The organism is Micromonospora sp. CA-269861, assembly GCF_050948505.1.
Classification (GTDB): domain Bacteria; phylum Actinomycetota; class Actinomycetes; order Mycobacteriales; family Micromonosporaceae; genus Micromonospora.
This window is the reverse complement of record NZ_CP192014.1, coordinates 4,290,172-4,307,652: the sequence shown is the minus strand read 5'-3', so window position 1 is coordinate 4,307,652 and position 17,481 is coordinate 4,290,172. Positions and strand designations below refer to the sequence as shown.

Below are 17,481 nucleotides of genomic sequence, written 5' to 3'. Positions count from 1 at the left end.
ATCAGCCGCCGTGCACCTCCAGCTCCCACAGCGAGTAGCCGTACGCGGGAAGGCCCCGCTGGGTGCCCTGGACGCGCAGGTAGCGGCCGGTGGCCGAGATGGCGATGTCGTCGACACCGCCGTCGCCAGCGGCCGTGGTGTGCACCGTCGACCAGGTGGCGTTGTCCGGGGAGACCTGGATCTGGTACGCCCGCGCGTACGCCGCCTCCCAGTTCAGTCGGACCCGGTTCAGGGTGCGGGACGCGCCGAGGTCCACCGAGATCCACTGCGGGTCGGCGTACGCGCTGCCCCAGCGGGTGGTCGTGTTCCCGTCCACGGCGTTTGCCGCCACGTGCGCGCTGCCCGGCTCCACACTGGACGTGGTGACCGGCCGGCCCCGGGAGAGCAGGGTGCTGCCGGCGGCGGTGCCGTACACGTTGAGGTCCCACAGCGAGTAGCCCCACTGGGTGGCGCGCTGGGTGCCGTACACCCGCAGGTATCGGCCGGTGCCGGTGACCGTGAGGTCGTCGACGCCGCCGTCTCCGGTGCTCGTGGTGTGCACCGTCGACCAGGTCACGTTGTCCGGCGACACCTGGACCTGGTACGCCCGCGCGTGGGCCGTCTCCCAGGCCAGCCGTACCCGGTTGAGCGCGTACGCGGCCCCCAGGTCGACGGAGATCCACTGCGGGTCGGCGTACGCGCTGCCCCAGCGGGTGGCCGTGTTGCCGTCCACCGCGTTGCCCGCCGCGTGCGCGCTGCCGGGCTCGACGCTGGAGGCGGTGACCGGCCGGCCCTGGGCCAGGTCGGTGGCGGGCGGCTCACTCGGGCCATCGGTCTTGATCCGCACGTTGCGGTAGTTGATGTCCATCCCGGCGCCGTCGTTCTGCAAGCCGATGTAGCCGTTGGCGATGGCACGACCGCTGACGTAATCGTTGATCTTGACCCCGTTGAGCCAGATCTCGACCCGCTGACCGTGTACCCCGATCTCGTAGGTGTTCCACGAGCCGGGTGGCTTGAGCGCCGCCGCGCGGGCCGCCTGGTTGGGGGCCTGGAAGCTGTAGACGCTGCCGGTGGTCCGCGTCGGGTCGCCGTCGGTGGCGTCGATCTGGATCTCGTGACCGGCGTTGACCGGGCCCCACGGGTCGCCCTGCGGGTCGGGGAACCCGATGAAGACGCCGCCGTTGTCGTCGCCCGGCATCATCCAGTCGACCTTCAGCGAGTAGTTGGCGAAGGTGCGCACCGGGTACCAGAGCAGACCCATGCCACCGTTCGACGTGAGGGTGCCGTCGGCCAGGGTGAAGCCGCCCGGCCCGGCCTGCCGCCACTGCCCGAGGCTGGCCTGGGTGCCGTCGAACAGCGGGGTGTAGCCGGGCTCCGGCCGGCAGTCGGCCGCCACGGCCCCGGCCGCCACCTGGATGCCGCCGAGCAGCATCCGGGTGAAGTTCGGGTCGCTGTAGCTCTGTTCGGTGTGGCCGAGGCCTGTGTACCAGGAGCGTCCGCCGCCGTAGCTGTGGCACCAGGTGATCGGGTGGTCACCACCCATCGACCCGCCGGAGTACGACGACTCGTCGAGGCTGGCGAGCACCTTGACCGCCGAGCGGGGGTTCGCCCGGTAGTTGTACCACTCGTCGGTGCGAGTCCAGGTCGACGGCAGGTGGGCGGTAGACGCGTTGGCCCGGTCCTCGACCCGCACGGTCGCCTGTTGGGTGGCCGGGTGCGAGGCGAAGTACGCGCCGACAAGTCCGCCGTACCACTGCCAGTCGTACTCGGTGTCCGCGGCGGCGTGTACTCCGACGAATCCGCCTCCGGCGGCCACGTACGCCTCGAACGCGCCCTGCTGGCCGGCGTCGAGCACGTCTCCGGTGGTGCTGAGGAACACGACAGCCTGGTACTGGGCGAGGTTGGTCGTGGTGAAGGTCGCCGCGTCCTCGGTGGCGGTGACGGTGAAGCCGTTCGCCGCGCCGAGCTGTTGGATGGCGGCGATGCCGTTCGGGATGGAGGAGTGCCGGAAGCCGGCGGTCTTGGAGAAGACCAGGACCTTGCCCAGCGGTGCGGCCTCGGCCGCGGTCGGGGCCACCGTCGTCGCGCCGGCGGCGAGGGTGAGTCCGGTGACGACGGCGGCGGCGAGCGTACTGATGGTGCGTCTGCGCATCGGTGCTCCTTGTGGGAGGGCGGGACGGACGGGGCACGGCAGGGGCGGCCGGCGGGCCCGCACGGGCCCGCCGGTTCGCGTGTCAGAGGGCGATCAGGTCGAACTTCTCCCAGGGGCCGATCGCGTCCCGGTTGGCGATCAGCGGCTCGGCCCCGCCGTTCTCCGCGACCACGTACCTGTTGTTCACCGTCGCCCGCAGGCTGACCGAACCGTCCGCGTTGCGGACCAGGGCGAAGGTCTCCCACGAGCCGGCGGACGCCCGGTTGGCGATCAGCGGGTTGGCGCCGGCGTTCTCGGCGCAGACGATCTGGTTGTTCACCCGGGCCCGCAGGGCGATGGTGCCGCCGCCGAGATCGATCTGGTCGAACTGCTCCGAGCTGCCGACGCTGGTGGCGGACGCGACCAGGTTGCCCGCGCCGGCGCTTGTGGCGCTGACGTACCGGCCGTTCGCCTGGGCCCGCAGCGCGACCGCCCCGGTCGTCGGTGTGCTGCCGCCGGTGAGGATCCGCAACGCGTCGACCATGCCCACGGAGGTGGTCTTGTTGACGATGCGGATCGTGTGGGAGCCGTTGGTCAGCCCGGTCTTGCGGAACACGACCTGTTGGGCCTGGCGGGCGCCTGTCACGTTCAGGTTGACGTTGGCCTGGAACACGTTGTCCAGGTAGACGTCCACGTTGCCCATGTCGCTGAACCGCTCGGACAGGTACTCCACCCCGGTGCCGGTGAAGGTGTAGCTGGCCGCCGAGCCGACGGTCGTGCTGTGGTGGGTGTCGTCGTTGTAGTCGCCGTACCCCCGGGCCGTGGTGTGGTGCCAGTTGGCGTCGTAGGTCAGCATCGTGTCGTTGACCAGCCCGCCACCGCCGGCACCGCCGAGGCCGAGGGTTGAGGCGGTACCGGACAGGCTCTTCTCGGCCTGGTTGGCGGTGCCGGTCAACGTGGTGGTCGCGTACGTCGACAGCGGCTTGGCGGTGCGCTCCACCACGTACACGGTGTTCGCCGCGGTGGCGAAGCTGATCTCGGCGGCCGAGGTGGTGGTCAGCACGGCGTTGTCCGACGTACGACGAACCCGGACCTCCTGGCCGCCCCACGGGTTCACCACCCGGGCCGTCTTGCCGTACTGGCTGCGGAGCCCCACGTACTTGGTCTCGCCGGCCTCGCGCTCCGAGCTGACCAGGAATCCGTCCTTGGCGAGCAGCGTGAACTTCCCGACGAAGCTGGCATCGGTCGGCGCGGCCGGGAAGACCCGGATCTTGTCGTTGTACGACTGGAGCAACGACTCGTTCATCGCGGTCAGGTGGACGCCGAGGTACTCGAAGACGCCGTTGGTGTTGTTGGTCATCCCGTTCGGGTAGTTCTGGTACTTCTGCAGCATCGTCCGCATGCCCTGGAAGGCCTGGTTGCCGAGGCCGAGACGGGCGGCGTGCACGTGGTCGTTGGACCAGACGTTGCCGTACGGGTGGGGCCGCACGTTCCAGGTGGTGACCGCGGTCTGCTGGTCGGGGTAGCCGATGCCGGTCTGGTCGTAGGGCCAGACCAGCTCCAGCGCCACGTTCTCGTTGTTGCGGGTCTGCGAGATCGGTGGGTCGTGCGGCAGGTACGCGCCGTTCTGGATCTGGTACGGGGCCAGGTTGTTGACGATGGTCTGCCAGTTGGCCCGCAACCCGGCGTCGAGGCCGAGCTGTTGGCTCACCTGGATCGCGAGCGGGAAGAGCAGCCGCACCGCCGCCAGGTCGGTGATGGCGTTGCGGACGTCCCAGTACGTCTCGTGGGCGTTCGAGTTGGCCATGTACCACCGGCCGGTGGCGCTGTCGTAGTCCAGCATGTCCTCGTAGAACTTCACCGCCTCCCGCATGTACGGGTAGGCGGTGTTGCGCAGGTACGTCTCGTCGTTGCTGTACCGGTACTGCAGGTACATGTTGTAGGCGGCCTCGGTGCCGGTCGAGTAGGTGTCGTTGACGTAGTCGCTGTTGATCGTGCCCCGGGCGTTGCCGTCCCAGCCCATCGTCTCCGGCACCCAGAGCCCGTCACTGCCGTAGCGGGTGGTGGTGTACGACTTCAACGCGGAGAGGTTGCGGCTGTAGAGCCGGTTGAAGCCCGCCATCAGGTCGACGTGGTTGCTGGCCAGGAACGAGTTGTAGACGTCGCGCTGGTTCCAGTACCAGTACCCGTTGCTCCACTTGGAGTTGTCCTGGGTGGCGCGGAAGACCCCGTTGATGAAGTGCAGCGGGTAGTTGCCGTATCCGCCGGCCGCGATCATGTAGGTCGCAAGGTAGTAGACGTTCTCCAGGTAGTCGGCGTCGCCGCCGGCGTTGGAGTACTGGACGAACGACTTGGTCCAGAAGTCGTGCCACCAGTTGCGGTAGTTGTTCAACGTGGCGGTGTAGCCGGCGCTCTTGGCCGCCGCCAACTGGCTCTTCGCCTGGGTCACCGAGTTCAGGCCCGGCGAGTTGATCCGGCTGGCCGCGGTGAACCACACGGTGTAGCTCGACGTGGGGGTGATCGTCAGCCGGACCCGGGTGCCGTTGACGACCTGGGAGGCGTACGACGCCCCCTCGACAGTGGCCGCGAGCGTGTAGCCGAAGTTGTTCGCGTCGGTCTGCCCACGGCTCAACCCGACGCCGGTGGCGTCGGCGAAGGTCGAGACGGTACGCCAGGTGTTGAGGTCCGGGACGTCCGCGATGTTCTGGACGGTGTTCATGTCCCAGAGGCTCAGGTCGAGCCCGACGCTGCTCACCCCGGGCCGGGTGTCCTCCACGTGGATGCCCATCACCTCGGAGTTGGGCGCACCCAGCACCGTGACGGTGCGATTGTTGTCGTACTTCGTGGTCAGCGTTCCGTCGTACAGGGAGAGGCGCTGCTGGAAGGTGGTGTAGCCGGTGTCGACCTGCGGGTTGCTGTACAGGTTGACCATCCCGGCGGCGTAGGTCGACTGCTGCGCCAGATCGACGCCGGAGACCTGGGCGGTCAGACCGTTGTTGTTCCACACCATGGCGCCGGTGCGGCCGTTGCCGACGGTGAGCCCGTGCAGTGGGTTGGTGTTCGGGCGGTTGTAGACGACGTCGTGCTTGGACAGGTAGGCGGCACGGTCGACGTTCAACGTGCCGGTGCTGGTCCCGAACGCGGCGTCCGTGGGTGCCGCGGTCGCTGGTCCAGCCGGCCCGACGGCGATGGCACCACCGGCGAGTAGGACAGCGAGCGCGATTCGTAGCGGCGTCAACTTCATCGACACGATCTCCTCTGGATCGTCGTGCGGATGCAGGTCTCGCACCCCGGGGGTGCCCCGGTGTGCCCACGTCCGCCGAAACGAGGGCGATGTCGAGACGACGTGGAACGGTGCCACCGTGCCGCGTTGACGGCGACCGGATGAACATCGATCCACATCGTTGATGTGCAGTTAACATCGGACGTCTGTGAGGGTCAATCCCTGGGGACTGGCGGGATCGCCTCAGGAGCGGTGTGCCGCCACGTTGATGACGTTGCCGTCCGGGGCCCGGACGAAGAACCGTCGTACGCCCCACGGCTCGGTGGCGAGCGGGTGCACGATCTCGTACCCGAGCCGCTGTGCTTCGGCATAGGCGCCGTCCACGTCATCCACCTGAGCGCTGATAACCGAGTCCTCGGGTGCGGTCGCGTCGCCGGAGACGAGCTGCACGGCCGCCCCGCCGCCGCTGTCGGCGTCGGGCGACGTGTAACGGGCCACCCAGCCCAGGTTGAACGCCTCGGTGCTCAGACCGAGGAAGTCGGTGTAGAAGCCCTTGGCGGCGGTGACGTCGGCCACCGGAAGGTTGGGCAGAATGCGGATGACGCGCATGCGGACCTCCAGCTCAGGCGATTGAACCCTTGACATTGTCGCAACGCCGTCTCGCTGGCGCTCGTGGTGGCGGGCGTCATCGCGCTCCGCCTGGTCGAGTTCCGGACCGCGGATGTCGGGACGACGGCACGACGAGCCATGGTCATCCAATGATCGTCATCGACGCGGCCTCACCGACGCCGCCGTACGAGCAACTTCGGGCTCAGGTCGCGAAGCAGATCCAGGACCGCTCGCTCGCCGTCGGCACGAGACTGCCGACGATCCGCCGGCCTTGTGGGAGCAGTCAGCTCAGCGAGACCGCCTTGCCGAGCAGCACCGAGCGTTCGCGCTGATTGGCGCAGAGCCGAGCAGCCAGCTCCAGCTCGGCGCGCGCCTCCGGAAGCCGGCCGAGGCGGGTCAGCAGCTCACCGCGTACGGTCGGCACGAGGTGTGCGCCGGGAAGCCGGTTGGCGGCGATCAGCTCGTCGACGATGGCCAGAGCCGACGCCGGCCCCGAGGCCATGGCGACGGCCACGGCCCGGTTGAGTTCGACCACCGGCGACGGCGCGATCCGGCCGAGGGCCTCGTAGAGCTGGACGATCCGGGCCCAGTCGGTCTCCTCGACCGAGGGTGCCGACGCGTGGGTGGCCGCGATCGCGGCCTGCAGGCCGTAGGGGCCGAGGCCGCGGTGCGATGCCCTCGCCAGCGCGGCCAGCCCACGGCGGATCGCCGAGAAGTCCCACAACCGGCGGTCCTGGTCCGCAAGGAGGATCGGCGTGCCGTCCGGGTCGGTCCGGGCCGGGAAGCGCGCCGCCGTCAGCTCGCACAGGGCGAGCAGGCCGTGCACCTCCGGCTCGTCCGGCTGTAGCACGGCCAGTGTGCGGGCCAGCCGGATCGCCTCGTACGCGACGTCGGGGCGCAACAGGTGTTCGCCCGACGTGGCCGTCGACCCCTCAGTGAAGATCACATAGAGGACGCTGAGCACGGCGCCGAGCCGCCTCCGGCGCTCGCCGGCCGGGGGCAGCTCGAACGGCACCCCGGCCGCGGCGATCGCCTTCTTGCCCCGGGTGATGCGGGCCTGCACAGTCGGCACGGGCACCAGGAACGCGCGGGCGATCTCCTCGCTGGACAGGCCACCGACCACCCGCAGGGTCAGCGCCACCCGCGCCTCCCGGGAGAGCACCGGGTGGCAACTGACGAACATCAGCGCCAGGACGTCGTCGTCGATCCGGTCAGGGTCAACCTCCTGGTCGAGCGCGGGATCGGCCGCCAACAGTGCGTATCGGTCCTGAAGGGCGGCCCGGCGGCGGATCGCGTCGATCGCCCGCCGCCGGGCCGTGGCCATCAGCCACCCGGCCGGATTGGCCGGTGAGGTACGCGGCCAGGACACCAGCGCCTCGGCCACCGCCTCCTGGGCGGCATCCTCGGCCAGCCCGAAGTCACCTGTGAACCGGGTCAGCGCGGCGACGATCCGCGCCGACTCGATCCGCCACACGGCCTCGACGTCGGCCGTACCCATCAGATCTGGCCGTCGCTCTCGCCGCCCTGCGGGACCTCGTCGGCCTCGGCCACCCGCCGAACCTCGATCTTGGAACCGCGGACCGCGGGGACCCGCTTGGCCCACTCGACCGCCTCCTGTTTCGTGGCGACATCGACCAAGAAGTAGCCGCCGAACAACTCCCGGGTCTCGCCGTACGGACCGTCGGTGACCACCGGTCCCTCGCCACCGAAGTCGACCACGACGCCCTGGCGCGGATCGTCCAGCCCTTCGGCCGCGACGAGAACGTCGGCCTTCACCATGTCCTCGATGAACTGGCGGGTGGTGGCCATCATCTCGTCGAGATCGGCCATCATGGCCGCGTTCGTCTCATCGGTGCCCCGCATGATCAACAGGTACTTCGACATCGCGTTCTCCTCATCCGACGGGGGCGTCTCCCAGCCCTAGCATCCCCACGTCGAACGAGCGGGCCGCGGATCGACACGGCCCTGGAAACCCTGTCCTCCGCGATCTTGCACTTGCTGTCCCGGCAAGAGGGGCATTCCGTCCATGTCGACCACTGGAAGTGCAAGATCGGCGTGGCGGGGGAGTGTTGTCAGCGCTTGATTCGATAGGCGTTCATCAATAGATTGAGGGTGGGCGTCGCCGAGGGGCCGGAAGACCGGGCCTCGGCGGCTGACAGGTCTACCCCGAGCCGGGCACTTCGGTCGTACCAGGGCGGGTTGCCGCACCGCGTCCGTCCAGGACGCGCCGCCGCACCGCCTCCGCTCAGCTCGATGGCAGAAGGACCTTCCATGACGATTCTCCGTGCCCGCCCCGCCGCGACCCTGGTGGTCGTCGCCGCGCTGGCCGCCGCCGCGACCACAGCCGGCGCGGCCCTGCTCACCGGCCCGGCCGTGGCCGCCCAGGGCTGCCGGGTCGATTACACGCCCAACCAGTGGCCCGGCGGATTCACCGCAAACATCAAGGTCTCCCCGGGGGACACGGCCGTCTCCAGTTGGACCGTCACCTGGGCGTACGCCGGGGACGAGCGTGTCACGAACGGCTGGAACGCCACGGTCAGCCAGTCCGGTTCGACGGTGACCGCCCGCAACGCGTCATACAACGGCAGCATTCCGGCCGGCGGTTCCACCGAGTTCGGGTTGCAGGGCACGTACGGCTCCAGTGGTGGCGCGCCGACCGGGTTCAGCCTGAACGGCGTGCCGTGCAACGGCGCCACGCCACCCCCGACCACGCCACCCCCGACCACGCCACCCCCGACCACGCCACCCCCGACCACGCCTCCGCCCACCACCCCGCCACCGACCACGCCTCCGCCGACCACTCCGCCGCCCACCACCGAGCCGCCGACCGGCTGCGCCGGTGCGGTGCTCTGCGACGGCTTCGAGAGCCAGACCGGTTCGACGCCGTCCGGCGACTGGGCAGTGGTGAGCCCGGACTGTTCCGGGGCCGGTACCGCCACCATCGACACGGCGACCACGCACAGCGGCAGCCGGTCGGTCCGGATCAACGGCGCTGCCGGGTACTGCAACCACGTCTTCATCAGGTCCACGAAGAATCTCGGCAGCGTGGGCAACGTCCGGTACGGCCGGATCTGGGTCCGGCACACCACCGCCCAGCCCACCGAACACACCACGATGATGGCGATGGCCGACGCCGCCGACGGCAACAAGGACCTGCGGTTGGGTGGCCAGAACGGCGCGTTGCAGTGGAACCGCGCCTCCGACGACGCGACCCTGCCCGAGCAGAGCCCGGCGGGGGTGGCGCAGAGTCTGCCGCTGCCCACCAACCGGTGGGCCTGTGTGGAGTTCATGGTGGACGGTGCGTCGGGTCAACTGCGGACCTGGGTGGACGGCACCGCCGTCCCCGGGCTGACCGCAGACGGCACGCCGACGCACGACATCGACGGCCAGTGGTACAACCGCACCTGGCGGCCGCAGCTCACCGACCTGAAGCTGGGCTGGGAGAGCTACGGCGGCGGGGCCGACACCCTCTGGTACGACGACGTCGCGATGGGAGCCAGCCGGATCGGCTGCTGACCCTGGGAGGTCGTGAACGGCGACCGTCAGCGGTGCCGACAGGTTGATGGATCTGTCAAGGGTGTGACCCGGAAGCTGGGTCACACCCTTGACCGCGTCGACCTCGGCCTGACCGGGCTGTGACCGCGACGCGGGGCAGCCCTCCACCGCAGGCCAGCGTGCCGCACCCCCCGCCTGCCGGGCCACTGAGGCGCTGTTGATATGTTCCCGCTCATGAAAACCGTTTTCGTTAAGGCGGGCCTGTGCCTGGTCCTGGCCGCCGCCGGGTGCTCCGACGGGGGAGCCGCGACACCGGCCGCGCAGGGCAGCCTGGCCAGCCCGGTTCACCTGACCAACTGCGGACTGCCAGTCAGCGTCACCGCGCCACCCCAGCGGGCGATCACGCTGGAACAGAACGCCACCGAGATCATGCTCAGCCTCGGTCTCGCCGACCGGATGGTCGGCACCAGCTACCAGACCGACCCGGTCCTGCCCGACCTGCGCCCGGCGTACGAGAAGGTGCCGGTGCTGGCCAAGCTCTACCCGTCGCGGGAGGCGGTCCGGGCGGCGAACCCGGACTTCGTCTACTCCACCTACACCTCCGCGTACGCCCCGGACGCCGCGGGCCCGCGCGCCGACCTGGCCACGCTCGGCGTACCGGCGTACCTCTCCGAGTTCGCCTGCGAGAAGCCGGCGGACGCGACCCAGACGGTCACCTTCGACGGGATCTTCGATGAGATCCGCGACATCGCCAGCGTCTTCGGCGTCCCCGAGCGGGCCGACAAGCTGATCCACGACCAGCAGAGTCGACTGGACGCGGCCCGGGGCGCGGTGCCGACGGCAGCGCCGAGCGCCGGCCCGTCGCTTCTCTGGTACTACTCCGGAACGAGCACCCCGTACGTGGCCGGACACGGCGGGGTTCCGGACGCGATCAGCTCGCTGCTGGGCGTCCGCAACACGTTCACCGATGCCGGCCAGAAGTGGCCCGCCGGCAACTGGGAGGAGATCGCCAAACGCAACCCGGACGTGATCGTGCTGGCCGATCTGACCAGGGGCGGCGACGGCGACAGCGCCCAATCGAAGATCGACTTCCTGCGCCGCAACCCGGTGACGTCGAAGCTGGACGCGGTGGTCGCCGGGAGGTTCGTCACAGTGCCCGGCTCGGCGATGGACCCGTCGATCCGCAGCGTCCAGGCGGCGGAACTGGTCGGCGCCAACCTGCACGGGACCGCCCGATGACCCCGCCGGCCGGCACCGAGGTCGCCGCGCTGGACCAGTCGGCTGCCCGACGCCTGCTCGACCTCTGGAACGACCAGCAGTCCGCCTACGTGGCCCACCGTGACCTGCGGTTCGACGCGATGGCCGACGTGCTACGGCTGCACTGTCCGGACGACCTCGCGATCCTGGATCTGGCCTGCGGCCCCGGTGCGATCAGCGACCGGGTACTTGCCGAGTTCCCGCGCGCCACAGCCGTCGCGGTCGACTACGACCCGGTCCTGCTGCAGGTGGCGCGGCGTGCCCTGGACCGGTACGCCGCACGGGTCGAGGTCCACGACGTCGACCTGGTGGCCGACGGCTGGGAAGCGGCGCTGACCGGGCGGCGGGTCGACGCCGTACTCAGTTCGACGGCACTGCACTGGCTCGCGCCGGAGCAACTGCTGCGGGTCTACACCACAGCGGCGCGGCTGCTGCCCGCCGGTGGCGTGCTGCTCAACGCCGATCACCTGCGCTACGACGAGTCGACGCCCACCCTGCGCGACATCGCCGGTCGACACGACGCGCAGGTGCAGCAGGAGACCTTCGCCGCCGGAGCGCTCACCTACTCCGCCTGGTACGCCGAGGCGGCCCGACACCCGGAACTGGCCGGGCTGGCCGCACAGCGGGAACGGCGGTTCGCCGACCGACCGCCGCAGGCCCTGGCCTCACTGGAATTCCACCTGGCTGCCCTTCGCACAGCCGGCTTCGCCGAGGTCGGCACGGTCTGGCAGTACCTCGACGACTACGTGGTGTTCGCCCGCCGATGAATTTGCGAACCGCACGATCCGTCGTCTCGGCGAGCGGCCCGCCCGTGCCGACGGGAGGGGGCTCGCCACCCCGTACCGGCATCTCCAGAAGCGTCCGGCATGTCCTGCCGTTGGCTCTGATCCTGCTACTGGTCACCATCGCGGCGGCGGTCAGCGTGGGCTCGGCCGATCTGCCGGTCGACAGCGTTCTGCGCGCGGTGGCCAGCCACGTGGGCCTGCCGGTCCACCCTCTACCGGCGCTGCCGGACAGCATCGTGTGGGATCTCCGGCTGCCCCGGGTGCTGTTGGCCGCGTTGGTCGGTGCCGGTCTGGCGGTGTGCGGAGCGGTGCTACAGGCGCTCACACGTAATCCGCTGGCCGACCCGTTCCTGCTCGGTGTCTCGTCCGGCGCCTCCACCGGCGCAGTGGCGGTTCTGGTGCTCGGCATCCAGATCGGCGCCGGCCCGCTCGACCTGACCACCGGCGCGTTCGTCGGCAGCGTGGCCGCGTTCGGCGCGGTGCTGCTGCTGGCCGGGCGGCGGGCCGGCGAGCCGACCCGGATCGTGCTCGCCGGGGTGGCCGTCTCGCAGCTCTTCAGCGCGGTGACCAGCTTGATCGTGATCTCCGACTCGCACTCCCAGGACACCCGTAGCGTGACATTCTGGCTGCTCGGTTCGCTGACGGCGGCCTCCTGGCCGGCGGTGGCGCTGAGCGCCGTGGTTGTCGGCGTCGGCCTGCTGGTCTGCTGGGCCAGTGCGACGGCGCTGGACGCGTTCGCCTTCGGCACCGATACCGCCCGCTCGCTCGGCTTCTCTCCCGGGCGTACCCGGCTGCTGCTGTTCACCGTCACCGCCCTGGTGGCGGCCGCGCTGGTCGCGGCGAGCGGCGCCATCGGTTTCGTCGGGTTGACCGTGCCACACGCCGTACGGTTCCTGTTCGGCTCCCGACATCGCACATTGCTACCCACCTGCGCGGTGCTCGGAGCGATCTTCCTGATCTGGGCGGACACCGTGGCGCGGACCGTCTTCGCACCACAGGAACTGCCGGTGGGGGTACTCACCGCGCTGCTCGGGGTGCCGGTGTTCGCGCTGGTCATGCGACGCCGGACGGGTGCACCGTGATCGGGCCGGACACTGCCGACCGGGGCGGAGGAGGCAGTAGTCGAGCGGCCGGTGATCCGGAGCCGGCGCGGCTGCACGCGGACGGGGTCGGGTGGGGAGTGGCCGGCGCACGGATCCTGGCCGGGGTGGCGCTCACCGCGGAACCGGGTGCCACGGTCGGGCTGCTCGGGCCGAACGGCTCTGGCAAGTCGAGCCTGCTACGGCTCCTGGCCGGGCTGGCACGGCCGGAGTCCGGGCGGGTGCTGCTCGACGACGTCGCGTTGGACGCGATACCCCGCCGTGCGCTGGCTCGGCGGATCGCTGTCGTCACCCAACAGGTGGCCACCGACGTGGAGATGTCCGCGCTGGAGGTGGTTCTGCTGGGCCGGACCCCGTACCGGCCACGTCTTGCCGGGGTCGGCGCCGCCGATCTGGACCTGGCGCGGCGCGGGCTCGCCGAGGCCGGCCTGGCCGGCTTCGAACAGCGCCGCTGGTCCAGCCTCTCCGGTGGTGAGCGGCAACGGGTGGACCTGGCCCGTGCGCTGGTGCAGGAACCGGATCTGCTGCTGCTCGACGAGCCGACGAACCATCTGGACATCCGGCATCAACTGGACTTGCTGCGGTTCCTCGCCGAGTCGTCCAGCACCGTGGTGGTGACCCTGCACGACCTCAATCTGGCCGCCCCAGTACTGCGACCGGCTGGTGCTGCTGTACGGGGGCCGGGTGGTCGCGGCGGGTACGCCCGTCGAGGTGCTCACCACGAGCCGGATCGAGGAGGTCTTCCAGGTACGCACGGATGTCGACCTCGCCGCCGACGGCCGGCCCCGGATCCGGTACCGCAGGCACTCGACCCAGACAGTGATGCCGATGACGTAGCGGTCACGCGCCAGCGCACCGGTATCTCACGCGGCAGGATGTCTGGACACTGTGTGGTCCGCGCGGTGGCAGGGGTCGGGAAGCGCATCGCTGCGTCGGCTCTCGGCAGCCGCGCGGACCGGGACCGAGGAGAGGGCGACAATGGACCGCACGTTGGCCGACATCCTGGACGCGGCGGCGCACGGGCACTTTCCGCCGCCGGACGGCGGGACGACAGTGGTCGCGCAGCCGAGCCGCCGTGACGCCGGGGTCATCGCCTTCACCGGGCACTCGGTGGTGTTCACCGACGAAGACCCCCAGTGGGTACGTCGGACGCTGGCGGCTCTCGACTGTGACTCCCTGGCGGCCACGATGAATCCGCGTTTCCTGGGTGCGCTGCTCGACCGCACCCGGCGGTCCATGGACACGATCGACCTGCTGACCGTCGCGAGTCGCCTTGCCGGACCGCCGCCACTGCGGCTCACCGAGCGTGCCGACGCCGATCATCCCCGCGAGGTCAGGGCACGTCGACGCCGTGACGACGTCCGCGTCTGGGCCGCCGAGGGAGGGGTGGTCGTCCTGGGCCGGGGGGTGGCCGGCCGTTGGGAGGCGGCGGTGGAGGTCGACGACGAGCGTCGCCACCGGGGCCTGGGGCGGGCGCTGGCGACGGCCGCCCGACATCTGGTGCCCGACGGCCAGCCGGTCTGGGCCCAGCAGGCCGCCGGCAACGCGCGCAGTGTGCGCGCCTTCCAGGCGGCGGGGTTTCGACCGGTGGGCGCCGAAGCGTTGCTTCTCGCGAGGTAGGCACCGCTCCGGGCGGGCCGGACGTACCACTGTGGGCCGAACCGTGATCGGCAGGACGTTTCCGCGATCACGGCCGGGGGCATCCCGGCGGATGAAGGCAGCCGCCCTCTACCCCCTGATCGAGGAGTTCACCATGTCGGTCCAGGCATTTCTCTACGTCGTCGCCGTCATCCTGATCGTGCTCGCTGCCCTGCCGCTGCCCACGAGGGGTGTCTCGCTCGCGCTTCTGGGTGCCGCCTGCGCCCTGCTCGCCTACGCCTGGCCGGTGATCACCGAGTGACCTTCCCGTGAGGTGTCGTCGGCGCGGGCCTGGCCGGCAGCCGGAGGGCGATCGATCGCGGGCGGCGTGCTGTTGCAGCGCCGCCCGCGTGCGGGTGGGGGCGGACACATCGACGCTTGCTGAGCTTCTTTCACAAGCGTAGGAAGAACACCACCCGTCGATCCGCCGTCCAGCGTCGAAGGAGTTGCGTGTGACCACCTCCAGAGGGCTCCGCCTCGCCGTGTCAGTGCTGGTGACAGCGGGCGCCGTCCTGCTCGGCACGGCGGCCCCTGCCGCACCGCCAACGGCTCCCGTACCGCCCGGGCACCCGTCCTGCGATCCGATCGACCCGACCGCCTGCCTGCTGCCGTTCCCGAACGACTACTTCACCGTGCCGGACCGGAGCAGCCCCACCGGCAAGCGGGTGCGGTTCACCGCCGCCGCGATGCCCGCCAACGTGCAGGGGACCCCGATCGACCCGACGGAGTGGAACCGGCAGGACGGGTTCAGCCCTGGCTCACCGATCCTGGTGCGCGTCCCCGGCCTCGACGCCGCGGCGAGCGGGATCGCGCCGGTCACCGACATCGGCCGCTCGCTGGCGCCGGACGCGCCGATCGTGCTGCTCAACACCCGGACCGGCAAGCGCACGCCGTACTGGGCCGAACTGGACGCGCATGCGGCCGGCCAGCCCGACCGTCAACTGCTGATCATCCGGCCGGCGGTGGCGCTTGACGAGGGCACCCGCTACGTCGTGGGGTTGCGTGGTCTGCGCGACGGCGACGGGGCGTTGATTCCGGCGCCGAAGGCGTTCACGGCGTACCTGACAGGCGCCGGCCTCCAGCATCGGGACTCCCGGGTGCCGCAGCTGAGGCGGATCCTCACCGATCTGACCCGGACCGGCGTCAAGCGGCACAGCCTCTACCTGGCCTGGGACTTCACGGTGGCCAGCCGGCACGGGCTGACCGGGAGGATGCTGGCGGTCCGGGACGACGCGTTCGCCGACCTCGGCCGGGCCGCGCCGTCGGTCACCGTCACCCAGGTGACCGACTATCCAGCGGAGCAGGATCCGCTGATCGCCCGGCAGGTGACCGGCACCGTCGCCGTACCGTCCTATCTGACCGGCAACGGCGGGCCCGGCTCCCGGCTGCACTACGGCCCGGCCGGCGGCGTCGGGACGCCGCCCACGCCGGACGCCCTGCCCACGCCGTCCGGCACGACTGTGGCGGCGGACTTCGTCTGCAACATCCCGCGCAGCGCCTCGGCCGCGAGGCCGGCGCACCTCTCGCTCTACGGCCACGGGCTGCTCGGCCGACCGACAGAGATCAACGCCGGCAACGTCAAGACGATGTCGAACACCCACAACTTCACCTTCTGCGCGACAAGTTGGATCGGCATGGCCGCCGCCGACGTCCCCTACGTGGCCGGCGCCTTCACCGACCTCAGTGTCTTCCCCGCGGTGGCGGACCGGTTGCAGCAGAGCTTCCTGAACTTCCTCTTCCTGGGCCGCGCGATGATCCACCCGGCTGGGTTCGCCGCCCACCCGGCGTTCCGGGACGACACCGCACGACCGCTGATCAATCGCGGTGGCGGGCTGCACTACGACGGCAACAGCCAGGGCGGCATCAACGGCGGGGCGCTCACCGCCATCGCCCAGGACTGGACCCGGTCGGTGCTCGGCGTACCGGCGATGAACTACTCCACACTGCTGCAACGCAGCGTGGACTTCGCGCCGTTCCAGACCGTGCTCGACGGCTACTACCCGGACAAGGTCGACCAACAGCTGATCCTCGCGCTGCTGCAGATGTTGTGGGACCGGTCCGAGGCCAACGGGTACGCCCAGCACATGACCGACCGACCACTTCCGCGGACACCGGCGCACCAGGTGCTGATGCACGTGGCCTTCGGCGACCAGCAGGTCTCGCCCGCCGCGGCGGAGGTGCAGGCACGCACCATCGGCGCACGCCTGCACACCCCCGCGCTCGCCGACGGCTGGTCACTGGACGTGCGACCGTACTGGGGCATCCCGCCGATCCGCCGCTACCCGTACACCGGCTCGGCGATGGTGATCTGGAACAGTGGCGCGGCCTACGCGCCACCGCCGACCAACCTCGCCCCGGCCGGGCCGGAGTTCGGCGACGATCCGCACGAGTTCCCCCGCGCCCAGGCCGGTGCCCAGAAACAGAAGGCGGTCTTCCTGCTCACCGGAAAGGTCGTCGACGTCTGCGCGCGCACACCCTGCCCGTGACGCCGGGCCCGCCGGGACCACCGTCCCGGCGGGCCTCCGGCGCGGAAGGCGGGCACTACGACCGTGGCGTCATCCCGACGAGGAGAGCCGTGAGTACGCGCTCGACGTACTCGTGGGTCAACGGCTCCTGCGTGATGAGGAACCTGAAGTAGAGCGGGCCGGACAGGATCGCCATGGCCACCTCCAGGTCGAACTCGGGTGGGATCTGCCCCTGCTGCTGGGCGCTCCGGAGCCGGGCGACGGTCCGGTCCGCCTGCGGGCGGATGAAGCGTTCGTTGAGCGCGGCGGCGACCAGCGGATCGTGCTGCGCCTCGCCCACCAGGGCCCGGTACAGGGGGCCCAGTGGCGGCTGGCCCAGGAGGTCGACCGCCGCGTGGATCTGCTGGCGCAGGTCGGCCACGATGTCGCCGGTGTCGGGGTAGTCGAGCGCGGGTTCGCCTGAGGTGAGCACCGCGTCCAGGAACAGGGCGCCCTTGGAGGGCCAGCGCCGGTAGATCGTGTGCTTGCCGACGCCGGAGCGGGCCGCCACCCCCTCGATGCTGAGTTTGGCGTAACCGACCTCCTGCGCCAGCTCCAGTGTCGTACGCATGATCGCTTGGGTCCGGTCTGCGGCCCTGGTTCGGCGGTCGTCGCTCATGCCGTCACTGTAGCGGCACGGCACGTGCCGTTGACAATCCCCGAACGTGTGACCAGACTGAGCGCGATCCGCAACGGCACGGCACGTGCCGTTCCGGAATCGCTGACATCGACGTCGCCGCCACGCCGTGGCGCGACCAGC

14 protein-coding genes and 1 pseudogene are annotated in these 17,481 nt (G+C 70.5%); 9 read left to right on the top strand and 6 right to left on the bottom strand.

What is annotated here, in order from left to right; translation table 11 throughout:
* Nucleotide 1 precedes the first annotated feature (1 nt).
* The 5 genes from ACQP0U_RS19755 to ACQP0U_RS19735 form a co-directional block, all read right to left on the bottom strand.
* Complete coding sequence (locus tag ACQP0U_RS19755; RefSeq protein ID WP_433309126.1) at nt 2-2,131, bottom strand: ThuA domain-containing protein; 2,130 nt, start codon at nt 2,129-2,131, stop codon at nt 2-4.
* Nucleotides 2,132-2,213: 82 nt separating this feature from the next.
* Nucleotides 2,214-5,354: a glycosyl hydrolase family 95 catalytic domain-containing protein gene (locus ACQP0U_RS19750; RefSeq protein ID WP_433309125.1), complete on the bottom strand. Its 3,141-nt coding sequence runs from the start codon at nt 5,352-5,354 to the stop codon at nt 2,214-2,216.
* 222 nt (nt 5,355-5,576) lie between these two features.
* On the bottom strand, nt 5,577-5,942 hold the full coding sequence (locus ACQP0U_RS19745) for a VOC family protein (RefSeq protein WP_433309123.1): 366 nt from the start codon (nt 5,940-5,942) through the stop codon (nt 5,577-5,579).
* A 283-nt stretch (nt 5,943-6,225) separates the two neighbouring features.
* Nucleotides 6,226-7,440, bottom strand: a complete 1,215-nt coding sequence (locus ACQP0U_RS19740) for an RNA polymerase sigma factor (RefSeq protein ID WP_433309121.1) — start codon at nt 7,438-7,440, stop codon at nt 6,226-6,228.
* Nucleotides 7,440-7,826, bottom strand: coding sequence for a YciI family protein (locus tag ACQP0U_RS19735; protein WP_433309120.1), 387 nt, complete (start codon nt 7,824-7,826; stop codon nt 7,440-7,442). The genes ACQP0U_RS19740 and ACQP0U_RS19735 overlap by 1 nt, the downstream gene beginning before the upstream one ends.
* 387 nt (nt 7,827-8,213) lie before the next feature.
* On the opposite strand from ACQP0U_RS19735, the gene ACQP0U_RS19730 reads away from it, so the two are divergent.
* The 9 genes and pseudogenes from ACQP0U_RS19730 (at nt 8,214) to ACQP0U_RS19690 (ending at nt 16,703) form a co-directional block, all read left to right on the top strand.
* A complete protein-coding gene (locus tag ACQP0U_RS19730) occupies nt 8,214-9,458 on the top strand; it encodes a cellulose-binding domain-containing protein (protein WP_433309118.1) in 1,245 nt (414 codons plus the stop codon).
* 213 nt (nt 9,459-9,671) lie between these two features.
* Nucleotides 9,672-10,676, top strand: coding sequence for an ABC transporter substrate-binding protein (locus ACQP0U_RS19725; protein ID WP_433309116.1), 1,005 nt, complete (start codon nt 9,672-9,674; stop codon nt 10,674-10,676).
* On the top strand, nt 10,673-11,461 hold the full coding sequence (locus tag ACQP0U_RS19720) for a class I SAM-dependent methyltransferase (RefSeq protein ID WP_433309114.1): 789 nt from the start codon (nt 10,673-10,675) through the stop codon (nt 11,459-11,461). The genes ACQP0U_RS19725 and ACQP0U_RS19720 overlap by 4 nt, the downstream gene beginning before the upstream one ends.
* A gap of 110 nt (nt 11,462-11,571) precedes the next feature.
* The gene (locus ACQP0U_RS19715) at nt 11,572-12,561 is read left to right on the top strand and encodes a FecCD family ABC transporter permease (RefSeq protein WP_433309112.1); all 990 of its coding nucleotides are present in this window, start codon (nt 11,572-11,574) and stop codon (nt 12,559-12,561) included.
* Nucleotides 12,558-13,067 (top strand): annotated as a pseudogene (locus ACQP0U_RS19710) (ATP-binding cassette domain-containing protein); the annotation flags it as partial. The gene ACQP0U_RS19715 and the pseudogene ACQP0U_RS19710, both read left to right, overlap by 4 nt.
* Before the next feature lie 175 nt (nt 13,068-13,242).
* On the top strand, nt 13,243-13,416 hold the full coding sequence (locus ACQP0U_RS19705) for a hypothetical protein (protein ID WP_433321353.1): 174 nt from the start codon (nt 13,243-13,245) through the stop codon (nt 13,414-13,416).
* Between the two features lie 141 nt (nt 13,417-13,557).
* Nucleotides 13,558-14,199 (top strand): GNAT family N-acetyltransferase, encoded by a 642-nt coding sequence (locus ACQP0U_RS19700; RefSeq protein ID WP_433309111.1) that lies wholly within the window; start codon nt 13,558-13,560, stop codon nt 14,197-14,199.
* Nucleotides 14,200-14,290: 91 nt separating this feature from the next.
* Nucleotides 14,291-14,479 (top strand): hypothetical protein, encoded by a 189-nt coding sequence (locus tag ACQP0U_RS19695; protein WP_433309109.1) that lies wholly within the window; start codon nt 14,291-14,293, stop codon nt 14,477-14,479.
* 190 nt (nt 14,480-14,669) lie between these two features.
* Entirely contained in the window at nt 14,670-16,703 is a 2,034-nt protein-coding gene (locus tag ACQP0U_RS19690; protein WP_433309107.1) for a hypothetical protein, read from the top strand.
* 55 nt (nt 16,704-16,758) lie between these two features.
* Here ACQP0U_RS19690 and ACQP0U_RS19685 read toward each other — a convergent pair whose 3' ends face one another.
* A complete protein-coding gene (locus ACQP0U_RS19685; protein WP_433309105.1) occupies nt 16,759-17,340 on the bottom strand; it encodes a TetR/AcrR family transcriptional regulator in 582 nt (193 codons plus the stop codon).
* Nucleotides 17,341-17,481: the final 141 nt, after the last annotated feature.

Bases quoted from the DNA above. Each gene is read 5' to 3' on its own strand.
- ACQP0U_RS19755 (WP_433309126.1), bottom strand. From the start codon at position 2,131: ATGCGCAGACGCACCATCAGTACGCTCGCCGCCGCCGTCGTCACCGGA.
- ACQP0U_RS19750 (WP_433309125.1), bottom strand. From the start codon at position 5,354: ATGAAGTTGACGCCGCTACGAATCGCGCTCGCTGTCCTACTCGCCGGT.
- ACQP0U_RS19745 (WP_433309123.1), bottom strand. From the start codon at position 5,942: ATGCGCGTCATCCGCATTCTGCCCAACCTTCCGGTGGCCGACGTCACC.
- ACQP0U_RS19740 (WP_433309121.1), bottom strand. From the start codon at position 7,440: ATGGGTACGGCCGACGTCGAGGCCGTGTGGCGGATCGAGTCGGCGCGG.
- ACQP0U_RS19735 (WP_433309120.1), bottom strand. From the start codon at position 7,826: ATGTCGAAGTACCTGTTGATCATGCGGGGCACCGATGAGACGAACGCG.
- ACQP0U_RS19730 (WP_433309118.1), top strand. From the start codon at position 8,214: ATGACGATTCTCCGTGCCCGCCCCGCCGCGACCCTGGTGGTCGTCGCC.
- ACQP0U_RS19725 (WP_433309116.1), top strand. From the start codon at position 9,672: ATGAAAACCGTTTTCGTTAAGGCGGGCCTGTGCCTGGTCCTGGCCGCC.
- ACQP0U_RS19720 (WP_433309114.1), top strand. From the start codon at position 10,673: ATGACCCCGCCGGCCGGCACCGAGGTCGCCGCGCTGGACCAGTCGGCT.
- ACQP0U_RS19700 (WP_433309111.1), top strand. From the start codon at position 13,558: ATGGACCGCACGTTGGCCGACATCCTGGACGCGGCGGCGCACGGGCAC.
- ACQP0U_RS19695 (WP_433309109.1), top strand. From the start codon at position 14,291: ATGAAGGCAGCCGCCCTCTACCCCCTGATCGAGGAGTTCACCATGTCG.
- ACQP0U_RS19685 (WP_433309105.1), bottom strand. From the start codon at position 17,340: ATGAGCGACGACCGCCGAACCAGGGCCGCAGACCGGACCCAAGCGATC.